13 protein-coding genes are annotated in these 14,091 nt (G+C 73.3%); 6 read left to right on the forward strand and 7 right to left on the reverse strand.

The annotated features are described in order from the left end of the window. Nucleotides 1–133 precede the first annotated feature (133 nt). Nucleotides 134–712, forward strand: coding sequence for a hypothetical protein (locus RZ84_RS24800; RefSeq protein WP_043266143.1), 579 nt, complete (start codon nt 134–136; stop codon nt 710–712). 223 nt (nt 713–935) lie between these two features. Here RZ84_RS24800 and RZ84_RS24805 read toward each other — a convergent pair whose 3' ends face one another. Next, nucleotides 936–1,508: a cob(I)yrinic acid a,c-diamide adenosyltransferase gene (locus tag RZ84_RS24805; RefSeq protein ID WP_043266144.1), complete on the reverse strand. Its 573-nt coding sequence runs from the start codon at nt 1,506–1,508 to the stop codon at nt 936–938. A gap of 514 nt (nt 1,509–2,022) precedes the next feature. On the opposite strand from RZ84_RS24805, the gene RZ84_RS24810 reads away from it, so the two are divergent. The 3 genes from RZ84_RS24810 (at nt 2,023) to RZ84_RS24820 (ending at nt 6,284) form a co-directional block, all read left to right on the forward strand. Beyond that, complete coding sequence (locus tag RZ84_RS24810) at nt 2,023–2,871, forward strand: 3-hydroxyacyl-CoA dehydrogenase family protein (RefSeq protein ID WP_043266145.1); 849 nt, start codon at nt 2,023–2,025, stop codon at nt 2,869–2,871. A gap of 146 nt (nt 2,872–3,017) precedes the next feature. Further along, on the forward strand, nt 3,018–3,341 hold the full coding sequence (locus tag RZ84_RS24815; RefSeq protein ID WP_043266146.1) for an STAS domain-containing protein: 324 nt from the start codon (nt 3,018–3,020) through the stop codon (nt 3,339–3,341). A gap of 297 nt (nt 3,342–3,638) precedes the next feature. Beyond that, nucleotides 3,639–6,284 carry an ATPase AAA gene (locus RZ84_RS24820; RefSeq protein ID WP_043266147.1) on the forward strand — a complete coding sequence of 882 codons (2,646 nt, stop codon included), beginning with the start codon at nt 3,639–3,641 and terminating at the stop codon, nt 6,282–6,284. Between the two features lie 95 nt (nt 6,285–6,379). Here the strand turns inward: RZ84_RS24820 and nucS are convergent, their stop codons facing one another. After that, a complete protein-coding gene (nucS, locus tag RZ84_RS24825) occupies nt 6,380–7,042 on the reverse strand; it encodes an endonuclease NucS (protein ID WP_043266148.1) in 663 nt (220 codons plus the stop codon). 251 nt (nt 7,043–7,293) lie between these two features. On the opposite strand from nucS, the gene RZ84_RS24830 reads away from it, so the two are divergent. Beyond that, entirely contained in the window at nt 7,294–7,686 is a 393-nt protein-coding gene (locus RZ84_RS24830) for an SCO5389 family protein (RefSeq protein ID WP_043266149.1), read from the forward strand. Nucleotides 7,687–7,855: 169 nt separating this feature from the next. Here RZ84_RS24830 and RZ84_RS24835 read toward each other — a convergent pair whose 3' ends face one another. After that, complete coding sequence (locus RZ84_RS24835; RefSeq protein ID WP_043266150.1) at nt 7,856–8,905, reverse strand: LLM class flavin-dependent oxidoreductase; 1,050 nt, start codon at nt 8,903–8,905, stop codon at nt 7,856–7,858. Nucleotides 8,906–9,134: 229 nt separating this feature from the next. Between RZ84_RS24835 and RZ84_RS24840 the strand changes: the two genes are divergently transcribed. Continuing rightward, nucleotides 9,135–9,449 carry a hypothetical protein gene (locus tag RZ84_RS24840; RefSeq protein ID WP_043266151.1) on the forward strand — a complete coding sequence of 105 codons (315 nt, stop codon included), beginning with the start codon at nt 9,135–9,137 and terminating at the stop codon, nt 9,447–9,449. Nucleotides 9,450–9,470: 21 nt separating this feature from the next. On the opposite strand, the gene RZ84_RS37035 is transcribed toward RZ84_RS24840, so the two are convergent. The 4 genes from RZ84_RS37035 to RZ84_RS24860 form a co-directional block, all read right to left on the reverse strand. Further along, nucleotides 9,471–10,694, reverse strand: coding sequence for an ABC transporter permease subunit (locus RZ84_RS37035; protein WP_078894149.1), 1,224 nt, complete (start codon nt 10,692–10,694; stop codon nt 9,471–9,473). Then, nucleotides 10,691–11,941: an ABC transporter ATP-binding protein gene (locus RZ84_RS24850; protein ID WP_043266152.1), complete on the reverse strand. Its 1,251-nt coding sequence runs from the start codon at nt 11,939–11,941 to the stop codon at nt 10,691–10,693. The genes RZ84_RS37035 and RZ84_RS24850 overlap by 4 nt, the downstream gene beginning before the upstream one ends. Before the next feature lie 176 nt (nt 11,942–12,117). Next, the gene (locus tag RZ84_RS24855) at nt 12,118–12,891 is read right to left on the reverse strand and encodes an ABC transporter permease (protein WP_043266153.1); all 774 of its coding nucleotides are present in this window, start codon (nt 12,889–12,891) and stop codon (nt 12,118–12,120) included. A gap of 3 nt (nt 12,892–12,894) precedes the next feature. Then, nucleotides 12,895–14,070: an ABC transporter ATP-binding protein gene (locus tag RZ84_RS24860; RefSeq protein WP_241777847.1), complete on the reverse strand. Its 1,176-nt coding sequence runs from the start codon at nt 14,068–14,070 to the stop codon at nt 12,895–12,897. Nucleotides 14,071–14,091 lie beyond the last annotated feature (21 nt).

Here is a 14,091-nt window from a genome sequence, read left to right on the forward strand (position 1 = left end):
CTCCCCGGGCTACATCGAAAGATGCAGCCCCGGATCATCGCCTGCGACGACGTACCGGGCGGTGGCGGCTGGAACGCTGGAGGTGTTCGGTCTGAGCGGTCCGGGACTCGGAGCGGCCGGAGAGGAGACTGCCGTGGTCGTCACGCTGATCATCGCCTGCGAGGTCGGGTTCTGGGTGCTGCTGGCCCTGGGCCTGGCCCTTCGCTATCCGGCGCGGATGCCGCGTACGGGTGCGGCGGTGCTGCTGCTGGAGCCGCTGCTGGAGCTGGCGCTGCTGATCGTCACCGCGATCGACCTGAAGAACGGCGCCTCCGCGGACTGGAAGCACGGCCTGGCCGCCGTCTACATCGGCTACACGGTCGCCTACGGCCACTACACGATCAAGTGGGTCGACGGGCACGTCGCGCACCGCTTCGCGGGCGGCCCGCGCCCCGTCAAGCACTACGGCCTGGCCCGTTTCAAGCACGAGCTGAAGCTGGTGGCGCGGACGGTGCTGATGGTCGTCGTCGCGGTGGCGCTGCTCCAGGGCGCGATCTGGTACGTGGGCCACGACGGCGACACCGCGTCGCTGCGGCACTGGCAGCTGATGAGCCTGCGCATCCTGATCATCCACGGCGTGATCGCGCTGACGTACCTGGTCTTCCCGAGCAAGGCACCGCGCCGGGCCCCCTCGGGGGAGGCGGCCCGGCCCCGGGAGAAGTCGCTGCGCTAGGCCCTGTCGCCACACTGCCGGCGTGCGCCCGAAGGGCGGGCCGGGCGGCGTCCGGCGCGGCGAAGGGGGTCCCCCGCCCGAGCCGTGCGAAGCCGGTTCGAGGGTGGGGGCGCGTGCGGGGCGTCGGCCGGCAGGCGGGAGCGCGACGACAGGGCCCGGGGCCGGCCACGACCCGGCGCACAGGTCCTGGCCGGTTGCTCGGCGTCCTGGCCGGTTGCTCGGCTCAGCGCTCGCCGCCCGGCACCCAGAGCACGTCCCCGACCTCCTTGTTGGCCGTCCGGGCCAGGATGAACAGCAGGTCGGAGAGGCGGTTCAGGTAGGTGGCGGTGAGCGGGTTCATGGTCTCGCCGTGCTGCTCGAAGGCGGCCCAGGTGGAGCGCTCGGCGCGGCGGACGACGGTGCACGCCTGGTGGAGCAGGGCGGCGCCGGGCGTGCCGCCGGGGAGGATGAAGCTGCGGAGCTTCTCCAGCCCGGCCAGGAAGCGGTCGCAGTCCGCCTCCAGCTTGTCGATGTAGGACTGCTCGACGCGCAGCGGCGGGAACTCCGGGTTCTCCACCACCGGCGTCGAGAGATCGGCGCCGACGTCGAAGAGGTCGTTCTGCACCCGCAGCAGCACCGCGGCGATGTCCTCCGGCAGCGAACCGAGCGCCAGCGCCACCCCGATCGCCGCGTTGGCCTCATTGGCGTCCGCGTACGCGCCGATCCGCGCATCGGTCTTGGCGGTGCGGCTCATGTCGCCCAGGGTGGTGGTGCCCTTGTCGCCGGTACGGGTGTAGATGCGGGTCAGATTCACCATGAGGCGAGCCTACGCCGCGACGCCGCGGACGTCCTGGGGGCGGAGCGCGCCGCCCCCAGGCCACCGCTGCGGCACGTCCGGCGGGAGCGGTACGAGGACCTCTGGAGGAGGGCCTGCGCGACGCGGACCTGTGCGAGCCGGACCTGTACGGGCCTGGCGGCCACTCTCCGGCTCTCCGGCAGGAGGCCGGCGCGGCGAGCCGCAACGCCGCCTGATGGTGGGTCAGTTCCGCAGTGGGAGAGGTCCTCAACTCCGCGGTGCGGGCGGCCGGCTGACGGTCCTCCGGGGGCGCGCGGCGCGCCCCGCCGGTGTGATGTCCGTCATGGGGGTCGCGCCGCGGCCCGAAGGGCCTCGTCACGGGGAACGGGATCTCCCCTGCTCGAACGCGGTGGAGAGCTGGCGGAAGGTCGGGTGACGGGGGCGAGTGACGCGCATCTCTTACCCACCAATCGATCGCCAACGACCGCTAACGTCGCTCTGGACCGTCAAATGCACAGGGTGTGAGGGGACAGCAGTGGCAAAGAAGCTCGCCGTCATCGGCGCCGGACTCATGGGTTCCGGTATCGCGCAGGTCTCGGCTCAGGCGGGCTGGGACGTGGTGCTCCGCGATGTGACGGATGAGGCGCTGGCCCGCGGCAAGGGCGGCATCCGGAGCTCGTACGAGAAGTTCGTCGCCAAGGGCAAGCTGGACGCGTCGGCCGCCGAGCAGGCGCTGGCCCGCATCACCACCACGACCGACCTGGACGCGGTCGCCGACGCGGACGTCGTCGTCGAGGCCGTCTTCGAGAAGATCGAGGTCAAGCGGGAGATCTTCCAGGCGCTGGACAAGCTTGCCAAGGACGACGCGGTGCTGGCCTCCAACACCTCGGCCATCCCGATCACCAAGATCGCCGCGGCCACCTCCCGCCCCGAGCGGGTGGTCGGCACGCACTTCTTCTCGCCGGTGCCGATGATGCAGCTGTGCGAGCTGGTGCGCGGCTACAAGACCAGCGACGAAACCCTCGCCGCCGCACGGGAGTTCGCCGAGTCCGTCGGCAAGACCTGTGTCGTCGTCAACCGCGACGTGGCCGGCTTCGTCACCACCCGGCTGATCTCGGCGCTGGTCGTCGAGGCCGCCAGGCTCTACGAATCGGGCGTCGCCAGCGCCGAGGACATCGACACCGCCTGCAAGCTCGGTTTCGGCCATGCGATGGGTCCGCTGGCCACCGCGGATCTGACCGGCGTCGACATCCTGCTGCACGCCACCGAGAACATCTACACCGAGTCCCAGGACGAGAAGTTCGCGCCGCCCGAGATCATGCGGCGGATGGTCGATGCGGGCGATATCGGTCGCAAGAGCGGGCAGGGCTTCTACGAGCACTGATGCCGTGACAGAACTTTGGTCCGATGCCGTCACCCCGCGGGATGAATTCGGTATCGGTTCGCTTACAGGCGGCAACTTCGCCGTATGAGAGGCAGTCAGATCTGTAGACGACAATGCACCACAACCCATGACATCGGGGAGCGCATATGCACATCAGGGGCGACCACGTCGAGTTGGTCGTCGGGGGCCGCCTCGACGTCCGCAGCGCGGCGGACGCCCGTACTGCCCTGCACGCCGCCGTCGACTCCGGGCGGGGCGATCTGGTGCTGGACCTGACCGAGCTGGACTCGTGGGACGCCACCGGCCTCGGCGTGATCATGAGTGCGCACCGGCGTGCGGGCCGGGTCAACCGCCGGCTGGTGCTGCGCGGCGTGCCACCCCAGATGCAGCGGCTCCTGGTCGCCACCCGGCTCCACCGCATCCTCGCGATCGAGGGCGGCATCGCAGCGGAAACGCTTCCCCGGGTGTGATGCGCCGGCCGCGGTGACCGGCCGGGCCCGGACCGTCGCAGCCCGGCCGGGCCCGGCCCAGCCCGGGAGGAATGCCGCAAACCACACCTTGTCCCCCCGATCCGGGGTGTTCCCGTCAGGATGCCACCCCGCCGTGCGCGGACCGGGGGACCGCGGCTAGGGTGCGGTTCCCCGCCGTATGCCATCGACCGCGGCGGGGCACCGGACCAGACGCGACGGCTGAGGAGATCCGCCGGAGCCGGGGGAGTGCGGACGGCCGGAAGCACCGACGGCACGCACATTCTGGGAGCTAGCAGCATGGACCCGAACACGCACCGGGGACCGGAGGAGTACGGCGATCAGGACGCGCCCGACGCGCCGCCGGCCCCCGCGTCCGGCGACCGGCAGGGCGGCTCCGGCGGGCTCGCCCGGGTCGTCCGGCTGGTCGCCGGCAACTACCTCGTCGCCGTCAACCCGGTCGACGGCAGTGAGATACAGCCGTGCCCGCCCGGCGAGCGGCCCGCCCCGCCGGAGAAGCTCGACCAGCAGGAACGCGCCGCCGCGGCCCGCGCCGCGGCGCCCCCCGTGCCGTCGGGGCCGGTCTCCTTCGCCGGCCACGAGGTCCCCCTCGAAGAGCGCGACGAGGACGTCGACCGGCTGGTCCGGCTGCTCACCCGCGGACGCTCGGTGCGCGTCACCGGCCCCTCCGGCTCCGGCCGCACCCGGCTGCTGGACGCCGTCGCCGGCGCGGTGGCGGACCTCGCGCCCGACGGCGTGGTCCGGCTCTCCGGCTACCGCAGAGGCGTCACCGACGTCCTGTACGCCCTGTACGCGGCCGTCTACCGGGCTCCGCAGCACCGCCCCGACCGGCCGGAGCTGCTGCGGCTCCTCGGCGGCATCGGCGCGATCGTCGTCGTCGACGACCTGGAGTTCGGCGGCGCCGCGCTCGACGAGCTCCTCGACGCCACCCCCGAGTGCGCCTTCCTGCTCTCCGCGACCCCCGACGTCCCGGCCCCCAGCGCCGACTCGCACCTCGAAGAGGTCTTCGTCGGCGGGATCAGCCGCACCGCCGGCGTACGGCTGCTGGAGCGCGCCGTGGGCCGCCCGCTCACCGCCGAGGAGGACACCTGGGCCGCCGACCTCTGGTTCGAGTCCGAGGGGCTGCCGCTGCGGTTCGTCCAGGCCGCAGCCCTGCTGCGGCACCGCGAGCGGGCCCGCACCGCGCCCGGCGCCCTGGACGACGGCTACGGGCTGTTCCCCGAGGAGGGGACGGCCGCGGCCGGCGAGCCCGGCGAGCGCCCCGAGACGCCGCTGCCGCCGCTCGGGGAGGCCGCCGCGCCCGCCTCGCTGCTCGCCGAACGGCTCGGCGCCGCCGCCCAGGAGACGCTCCGCTTCGCGGTCGCCCTCAACGGCGAACTGCCGCACCAGGCGCACCTGCCGGCCCTCACCCAGGACACCCACGCGGACGCTGCCCTCGGCGAGCTGCTGGGCAGCGGCCTGATCAGCCCGGCCGGCACCCACTACCGGCTCGCCGGCTCCGTCCGGGACCAGCTGACCGCCGCCGGCTACGCCGAGGGCGCCGCCGCCCGGGCGCACACCGCGGCCCAGCACTACGCCTGGTGGGCCGGGCACCCCTCGGTCACCCCCGAGCAGGCCGCCGCCGAGTCCGACACGGTACTGGCCGCGATGGGCGTACTGACCGGCAGCCGGGAGAACGGCCACCCGGCCGCGGCCGTGCTGCTGGCCCGTACGGCGGCGCCCGCGTTCGCCGCGGCGCTGCACTGGAGCGCCTGGGAGCGCAGTCTGCGGCACGGCCAGGAGGCCGCCCGGCTGGCCGGTGAGGTCGCCGAAGAGGCGTACTTCCACCACGAGTTGGGCGTACTGGCGCTGTGCAGCGGCAACATCGACCGGGCGCGCGCCGAACTGGAGGCGTCCATCGGGCTGCGCGGCGTGCTCTCCGACCGCGACGGCGCGGTCGCCGGGCGGCGGGCGCTGGCCCTGGTCCTCGACCGCGCGCGGGCCGCCTCGGCGAACGCGGCCACCACCGTGCTGAAGTCCGTCGGCCCGGCGGCGGGCGGCGCGACGGCGGCGGCCGCGGACGCGCCGGACGCCCCGGAGGCGGCGCAGGCCCCGACCGGGTCGCCCGATGCCGTCTCGACCGCCAAGCTGAACGCCGTCCGCCCCGCCGGCAGCGGCCCGACGGCCGTCGCCCGGGGAGCTGCGGCTGCCTCCGCCGCCGTGTCCGCCTCCGCCGGCGAGACCACCGCGCCCACCGCCGCGGTCCCGGCCGCCAAGGGCACCGCCGCCGGCAGCGGTGGCGCCCGGCGCGGCATCCTGCGTGGCAGCCGCCGCAACCTCGTCGCCGCCGGCGCCGGGGTGCTGCTGGCCGCCGCGCTCGGCACCGCCGTCACCCTCGGCGCGACCTCCGGCACCTCCACCACCCACGAGAACAAGGTCACCACCGAGCAGTCCTCGGGCGGCGACAGCGGCAGCCCGGACACGCCCGCACAGGACCCCGGCACGGGCTCCGGCCGGCCGGGAGCCTCGGCGGGCGCGTCCGGTACGACCCGGCCCGGCACGCCCGGCCACAAGCCCGTCCCGGCGCCGTCCACCGGCCGTCCCGGCACCACCGGCGCACCGACCGGTACCGACCCGGGCTCCCCGACGACCGGTCCCACCCGGCCGACCGGCGAGCCCACCACCCCGACCGGCCGGCCGACCCATCCCTCGCACAGCCCGAGCAGCAGCCCCACCAAGCCGACGCCGCCGACCAGCCCGACCGGGGAGCCCAGCACCACGCCGACCGGCCCCACGGACAAGCCGACGGGCCAGACTCCCTCGCAGAGCGCCGGCGGCCCCTCGGGCAGCAGCCCGTCCGGCACCAACGCCGCCGCGGCCCCGGCCACCGGCACGGGCTCCGGCGACCCGGCGTCCGCATCCGGCCAGGGCACTCCGGCCGGCTGACGCCCAAGAACGTCCGGGAACACCACGACGGCCCGGTACGGACCGCCCGCCGCAAGGCGGGCCGGCCGGTACCGGGCCGTCGTGGTGTGCCGTGCTCAGAACAGCCGCAGCTTGTCGTCCTCGATGCCGCGCAGCGCGTCGTAGTCCAGCACCACGCAGCCGATCCCGCGGTCCGTGGCCAGCACCCGGGCCTGCGGCTTGATCTCCTGAGCTGCGAAGACGCCCTTCACCGGGGCCAAGTGCGGGTCGCGGTTGAGGAGTTCGAGGTAGCGGGTGAGCTGCTCGACACCGTCGATCTCGCCCCGCCGCTTGATCTCGACCGCAACGGTCTGGCCGTCGGAGTCCCGGCACAAGATATCCACCGGACCAATGGCGGTGGGGTATTCACGCCGAATCAGCGAATAGCCCTCGCCCAGTGTCTCGATCCGATCGGCGAGCAGCTCCTGGAGGTGGGCCTCCACGCCGTCCTTGATGAGCCCCGGGTCCACCCCGAGCTCGTGCGAGGAGTCATGGAGGATCTCCTCCAGGGTGATGATGAGCTTCTCGCCGCCCTTGTTCTCCACCGTCCACACAGCGCCGTCCCCCTCCTTGAGGGAACAGGGCGGGGACATCCAGTTGAGGGGTTTGTAGGCCCGGTCGTCCGCGTGGATGGAGACGGAGCCGTCGGCCTTCACCAGGATCAGGCGGGGGGCGGAGGGCAGATGGGCGGTGAGCCGGCCCGCGTAGTCCACGGAGCAGCGGGCGATGACGAGACGCATGGTGCGCCACGCTACTCGAACCGGGGCCGCTGACGCGATTCGCCCCTGGACGCCGGTCTCTTTACGGGGGAAACCCCCGCACCCCCGGCGCTCGCCATTGGCCGGTTGTATGTGCAATCCCATGGTGCGGGCCCCTTGCGCGGCATAACGTTGAAGCAGGGGGTCGTGAGGCGAACACGCTGTGTCGCGAATTCCCCTTGTCCCATCCCTAGGCCCCGTCTGTCCCGGCGGGTCCGCGAGAGGAGAACCTCATGTCGCTCGACGTCTCACCGGCCCTCCTCGAACAGGCCGAGCGAGGCGAGGTCGACGAAGCCGCATTTGTCGACTGCGTCCGGAACTCCCTGCCTTACGCATGGGGGATGATCAGCTCTCTGGTGGCCCAGCTGAAGGTGGACGGCGGCGAGTTCGCCGACAACCAGACGCCGCCGCCGGACGAGCAGGCGCGCGGCCAGCTGCTGCGCGCGCTGGCGAGTGACGCCATTCGCGGTTCCTTGGAGCGTCACTTCGGTGTGCGACTCGCCTTCCAGAACTGCCACCGGGTCGCGGTCTTCCCGCTCGACCCGGCGGTGGACGTGCGGCTGGCAAAATTCACCTCCATCCGGGGCCAGCTGCTGAACCAGTCGCCCGAACTCCGCGACTGCTGATCGGAGTTGCTGCCGCTGAGCGGGTCGGCCGGAGCGCTCTCCGGGACCGTGCACCGGCGGCAGCACCACCGACCAGCCGTACTCCGCAGCTCGCCCCGCACCCTCGCCACGGCCCGGCCCACGGGCGGGCGAGGGCTCGCGGGGGCCGACAGGACGCGCCCGGACCCGGTCACCCCAGCTGCGGCAGCACCTCGGAGCCCAGCCGCCGGACGTTCTCCTCGGTGGCGGCGAGATCCCCGGAGCCCTCCACGAGCAGCGCGAACCGCCGGATGCCGGTCCGCTCCGAGGTCGCCGCCAGCCGGTCCGCACACAACTCCGGCGTGCCGACCGGGTGCAGCGCGCACAACAGCTCCGTATACGCCAGCGGATCCCGCATCCGGCGATAGCGGCCGTCGACCGTCACATGCGCACCGAGCCCCTGCCGCAGCCAGCCGGGCATCGCCTTCGTCAGCGTCTCCACCGCCGCCGCCCGGTCGTCCGCGATCTGCACCACGCCCGCCGACACATGCTCCGCCGCGGCGATCTCCTCGCCGGACCGGCCGGCCTCCCGCGCCGCCGACCGCCACAGCGCGACCATGTCCGCCTTCTCCTCGTCGCCGCAGTGCATCCCCAGCAGCATCGGCAGCCCGCGCGCGGCGGCGAGTTCGACCGACGCGGCGGAGGTGCACGCCACGACCACCGGCGGCCCGGCCGCCAGACCGTCCGGGTCGTCCGGATCCCCCAGCGCCTCGGCCGGCCGCGGCACCACCGCCACCTCCCGGAACGCATAGCGCTCGCCCTGCGCGCCCACCCGCGGCTCGCGCAGCCAGCGCAGCAGCAGATCCAGTGACTCCGGGAAGCCGTGGTCGTACGCGGCCAGGCCGGAGCCGAAGACCTCCAGGTCGACCCAGGGGCCGCCGCGCCCGACGCCGAGCGTGAACCGGCCCTCGGACGTCAGATGCAGCAGCGCCGCCTGCTCGCCGAGCGCCACCGGATGCTGGGTCGGCAGCACGCTGACCGCCGTGCCCACGCCGATCCGGCGGGTCCGCCCCAGCAGCAGCGCGGCCAGCGTCGTCGCCTGCGGACAGACGCCGTACGGCACGAAGTGGTGTTCCGCCAGCCAGACGTCATGGAGACCGGCCTGCTCCGCGACCTCCGCGGAGCGCACCGCGCGGTGCAGTGCTTCCCCCTGTCCCTGGCCCGGGAATTGAGCGGCCAGGATGAACGCACCTACGCGCATCGCTCTCTGCCTCCTCGCAGCCGACGCGACTCCCCCCTCGTAGGCAACAACGTGCGACACGTGCCCAGGGCACGGCCTGACGCGAAATTTCCTGATCATCGCAGAAACGTGGCGGGGGACGTCCGGCCCTGACCGTGCCGCGTACGCTGGTGACGGCCTCCCCCGGGCTCTCAACCGACGCTGTCCGAGCAGGGGGACCCCCATCGCCGTCGACATCCCGAGGTGTGCTGTGTCCCCGCGTCGAAACCGCCAGCGCGGTGCGAAACCCGTCGAGCGCGCGGGCGGTGCGCGCTACGGTCTGGAGGCCACCGAGGAGTGGCGCGGTGAGGAGTGGGTCGTCCGGCAGATCGGGGCGAGCGGCGCGGCCAAGCACTACCGCTGTCCGGGCTGCGACCAGGAGATCCCGCCGGGCGTCCCGCACGTCGTCACCTGGCCCCGGCACGGCGACGTCGACGACCGCCGCCACTGGCACCGGGCCTGCTGGAACGCACGGGACCGCCGGAGCGCACGGCTCCAGCGGTCCCGGAACGCGCCCAGGTACTGAGCGCGGAAGGCGAGTTGAGCGTCAGACGTCCCGCTTGAGGAGCGCCGCGTAGGCACCGCCCAGGGCGACCGCGGCCACCCCCGCGAGGATCAGCACCGGCTCCCAGCCCGACGGGCCCTCGGACAGGAACGGGATGTCGTAGAGCGTGGCGAACGCGTTCGGCACCGAGTACTCGATCATCGTGTGCTGGAAGTCCTTGAGGGACTCGCCCTGGAGGAACAGCGCCAGCAGCATCGGCAGCAGCACCACGCCCATCATGGCGCTGATGGCGCCCGCGGAGTGCCGCAGCAGCGCACCGACGGACAGCGCCAGCAGGCCGAGCAGTGCGACGTACAGACCGGCGCCGACGGTGCCGCGCAGCCACTGGTCGACGGTCGGCTCCGGACCGTTGAGCATTGCGTAGTCGAGCAGCGCCACCAGGGTCGTGGCGATCGTGGTCAGCACCAGCGCCAGCCCGAAGAAGACGATCGCCTTCGCGGTCAGCACCCGGGCGCGGCTGGGGCAGGCGGTCAGCGTCGTACGGATCATGCCGGTGCCGTACTCGGACGAGATCGACAGCACGCCCAGCGTCATCACGCACAGGCTGCCGAGCAGTACGCCGACGAAGCCGACCGCGAGCAGCGGGTTGACCCGCCGCTCCGAGCCCAGCGCGAGCGACGACAGCAGCCCGACGCCGACGATGAGCAGCAGCATCACGCCCAGCGTCCACATCGTCGAGCGCACCGAGCGGATCTTGGTCCACTCGGAGAGCAGCGCATCGCCCAGGTGACTCGCGCGCACCGGAATGGGGGAGACGTAACCAGCCCCGCCCGCCTGCCAGTTGGGGGCCTCGGGGTGGTGCTGCGGCGGGGGCGGGCCCTGCGGCTGGGGTTGGGGCTGCGGCTGACCGGCGGACGGGACGGTGAGCATCATCGTGCCGGCCGCCTCGCCCGGCTTGCCCGGACCGTGCGCCGCCAGCGGAGTCGGCTCGGGGTGGCCGACGCCCGGCGTCTGGGCCTGGAGCATCATCGTGCCGGCCTCCTTGGCGGGGCCGGGCTGCTCCGGTGGCTGCTGGGCCTGGAGCATCATGGTGCCCGCCTCCGCGGCGGGTGCGGGCTGCTCCGGTGCCTGCTGCGGCGGTTCCGGGGTGGCGGCGGGCGGCATCGGCGCGGCCGGCGGCATCGGGGCGGCGGGCGGCATCTGCTGCGTGCCGGTGTCGTGCGGTCCGCGCTGCGGCTGGGGCTGCGGCTGCTGAGGGCTGGTCATCGGGCGTCCTCGTGGTGCGGCGTGGGGAGATCGGCGGGGGCGGCAGGCGGCACGGGCGCGGCGGGCGGCGGCTGCTGTCCGTACGGGTGGGGCGCGCCGTAGGGACCGGGCGCCCCGTACGGGTGACCCTGACCCTGCGGTGGCAGCGGCTGACCCGGTACCGGAGCGGCACCGGGCGGCTGGGCGTACGGGTTCGGCGGCAGTTGGCCCGGCACCGGTTGCTGGGGCGCCCCGGGCGGCACGGCATATCCCTGCGGGACGGACCCCTGCGGGACGGCTCCCTGCGGCGCGTACCCGGCGGGGGCCTGCTGGAGGCCGGCCCGCTGGTCGGTCGTCGAGCGGTAGTCGACGACGCCCTGCGTCATCCGCATGTACGCCTCTTCGAGCGACGCCTGGTGCGGCGAGAGCTCCCACAGCCGGACCTCGGCCGCGTGCGCCAGATCGCTGATCCGGGGCAGCGGCAGCCCGGTCACCCGCAGCGCGCCGTCCGGCTCGGGTGCCGCCCGGCCGCCCGCCTCGTCGATCGCCGCGGTCAGCTTCTCGCGCTGCTCCGGCTCACCGTCCGGCGTCCGGACCCGGGCGAAGTCCGCGGAATGGGCCGAGATGAAGTCCTTGACGGACATGTCCGCCAGCAGCTGGCCGCGGCCGATCACGATCAGGTGCTCGGCGGTCAGCGCCATCTCGCTCATCAGGTGCGAGGAGACGAAGACGGTACGGCCCTCGGCCGCCAGCTGCTTCATCAGGTTCCGCACCCACAGGATGCCTTCGGGGTCCAGGCCGTTGACCGGCTCGTCGAAGAGCAGCACCTGCGGATCGCCGAGCAGCGCCGCCGCGATGCCCAGGCGCTGACCCATACCGAGCGAGAAGCCCTTGGAGCGCCGGCGGGCGACGTCCTGGAGGCCGACCACCCCCAGTACCTCGTCGACCCGCCGGGCCGGAATGCCGGACAGCTGGGCCAGCGACAGCAGATGCGACCGCGCGCTGCGCCCGCCGTGCACGGCCTTGGCGTCGAGCAGCGCGCCCACCTGGCGCGGGGCGTTGGGAACGTCGCGGAACGGACGGCCGCCGATCGTGGCCCGGCCCGACGTCGGCGCGTCCAGGCCCAGGATCATCCGCATCGTCGTCGATTTGCCGGAGCCGTTGGGGCCCAGGAAGCCGGTGACCGTGCCCGGCCGCACCTGGAACGACAGGTTGTGCACGGCCGTCTTGGGCCCGTAGCGCTTGGTCAGGCCGACTGCCTCGATCATTCTCCGCCCCTCGCAGATGGTCGGGGCAGAGGCGCCCTCGTGCCCCCGTGAGGGTTAGGAGGCTATACGCCCGTTGACGGTTCCCGTCAAAACGGCGGACTCCGGCACCCGTTGCCGGGGGCTCGGGCACCCGCCGGGGGCTCCGGCAACGGGTGCCGCGATCCGGGCCGGTCGCGTCAGGCGTCGCGCCTGTGCAGCAGCACGAATCCGCCGAGCAGCGCCGCCGCCGTCCAGGCCGCCATGATGGCGAAGCCGCCCCACGGTCCGTACGGCGTCGGGTCGTTGACGGGGGCGACCACCTGCATGATCTTCGAGCCGGCCTGGTCCGGGAGGTAGCGGCCGATCTTCCGGGTCGCCGAGACGTTCCCGAGGATGCTGGAGATCAGGAAGAAGAACGGCATCAGGATGCCGAGCGACAGCATCGGGCTGCGCAGCATCGTGGCCACCGCCATCGAGAACAGCGCGATCATCGTCATGTAGAGCCCGCCGCCGATCACCGCCCGCAGTACCCCCGGATCACCGAGGTACGCCCGGTGCTCGCCGAGCGTCGCCTGCCCCGCGAAGAACGTCGCGAAGCTGGTCGCCAGGCCCACCGCGAAGACCAGCGCGGTGGCCACCAGCAGCTTGCTGAACAGGAAGGTGCCGCGCTGCGGAACGGCGGCGAGCGAGGTGCGGATCATGCCGGTGCTGTACTCGTTGGAGACCACCAGCACCCCGAAGACGATCATCGCCAGCTGGCCCAGGCCCATCCCGGCGAAGCTGGTGTTGGTCGGGTCGAAGGAGAGCTGCCGGGCAGCCGGCATCGAGGCGAAGTCGTTCCGGGCGAGGGTGCAGATCAGCACGCCCACGACGACGGTCACCACCACCGCGATGCCCAGCGTCCACACCGTCGACCGCACCGACCTGATCTTGGTCCACTCCGACCGCAGGACCTGCCCGACCACCGCCATCCGTCAGCTCCTTCTCTTCTGCCACTGCCCACCCCAGCCGCCGGGCTGTGCACCGCCCGGCTGCGGACCGCCGGGTCGTGGACCGCCCGGCTGCGCAGCGCCCTGCGGCGGACCGCCCGGCTGTGCACCCCCCGGCTGTGCACCGCCCGGTTGTGGGCCGGCTGGTGGGGGACCGCCCGGGTACGGACCCGCCGGCCGCGGGCCGGCCGCGAACGCGCCCTGCGGCACCGCGGGCCGCCGCGGCTGCTGCCCGGCCCGCGGCCCGGCCGGCTCGCCGTTGTGCGCGTGGTACTCCACCGAACCGGCCGTCAGCCGCATGAACGCCTCCTCCAGGGACGCCTGCTGGGGGCTCAGCTCGTGCAGCACCAGCCCGCGCGCGGCGGCCAGTTCGCCCAGCCGGCGGGCCGGCACCCCGTCGATCTCCAGCGAGCCGTCGCGGGCCGGCACCGCCGCGACGCCCTCGCGGCGCAGCACGTCCAGCAGCCGCTCCCGCTCCGGGGACCGCAGCCGTACGTACGAGCGCGAGTTCTGCCGGATGAACTCCGCCATCGACGTGTCCGCCAGCAGCCGGCCCTGCCCGATCACCACCAAGTGGTCCGCGGTCAGCGCCATTTCGCTCATCAGGTGGGAGGAGACGAAGACGGTACGGCCCTGGGCCGCGAGGTTCTTCATCAGATTGCGGATCCAGTGGATGCCCTCCGGGTCGAGCCCGTTGACCGGCTCGTCGAACATCAGGATCCGCGGATCGCCGAGCAGCGCCGCCGCGATCCCGAGCCGCTGGCCCATGCCGAGCGAGAAGCCCTTGGACCGCTTCCCGGCGACCGACGTCAGCCCGACGGTGTCCAGCACCTGGGCGACCCGGGAGAGGGGGATGCCGTTGCTCTGCGCCAGACACCGCAGATGGTTGGCGGCGCTGCGGCCACCGTGCATCGCCTTGGCGTCCAGCAGCGCGCCGACATACGTCAGGGGGTTCTTCAGCTGCCGGTAGTGCCGGCTGTCGATCCGGACCGAGCCGGCCGTCGGATTGTCCAGATCGAGCATCATCCGCATGGTCGTGGACTTGCCCGCGCCGTTGGGACCGAGGAAGCCGGTGACCATGCCCGGCCGGACGGTGAACGTCAGATGGTCCACCGCAACCGTGTCGCCGTAATGCTTGGTCAGCCCCTTGACCTCGATCATGTACAGCACGCTAGGCGGGCC

The sequence above is a fragment of the Streptomyces sp. CT34 genome, from assembly GCF_000805335.1.
Taxonomy (GTDB): domain Bacteria; phylum Actinomycetota; class Actinomycetes; order Streptomycetales; family Streptomycetaceae; genus Streptomyces.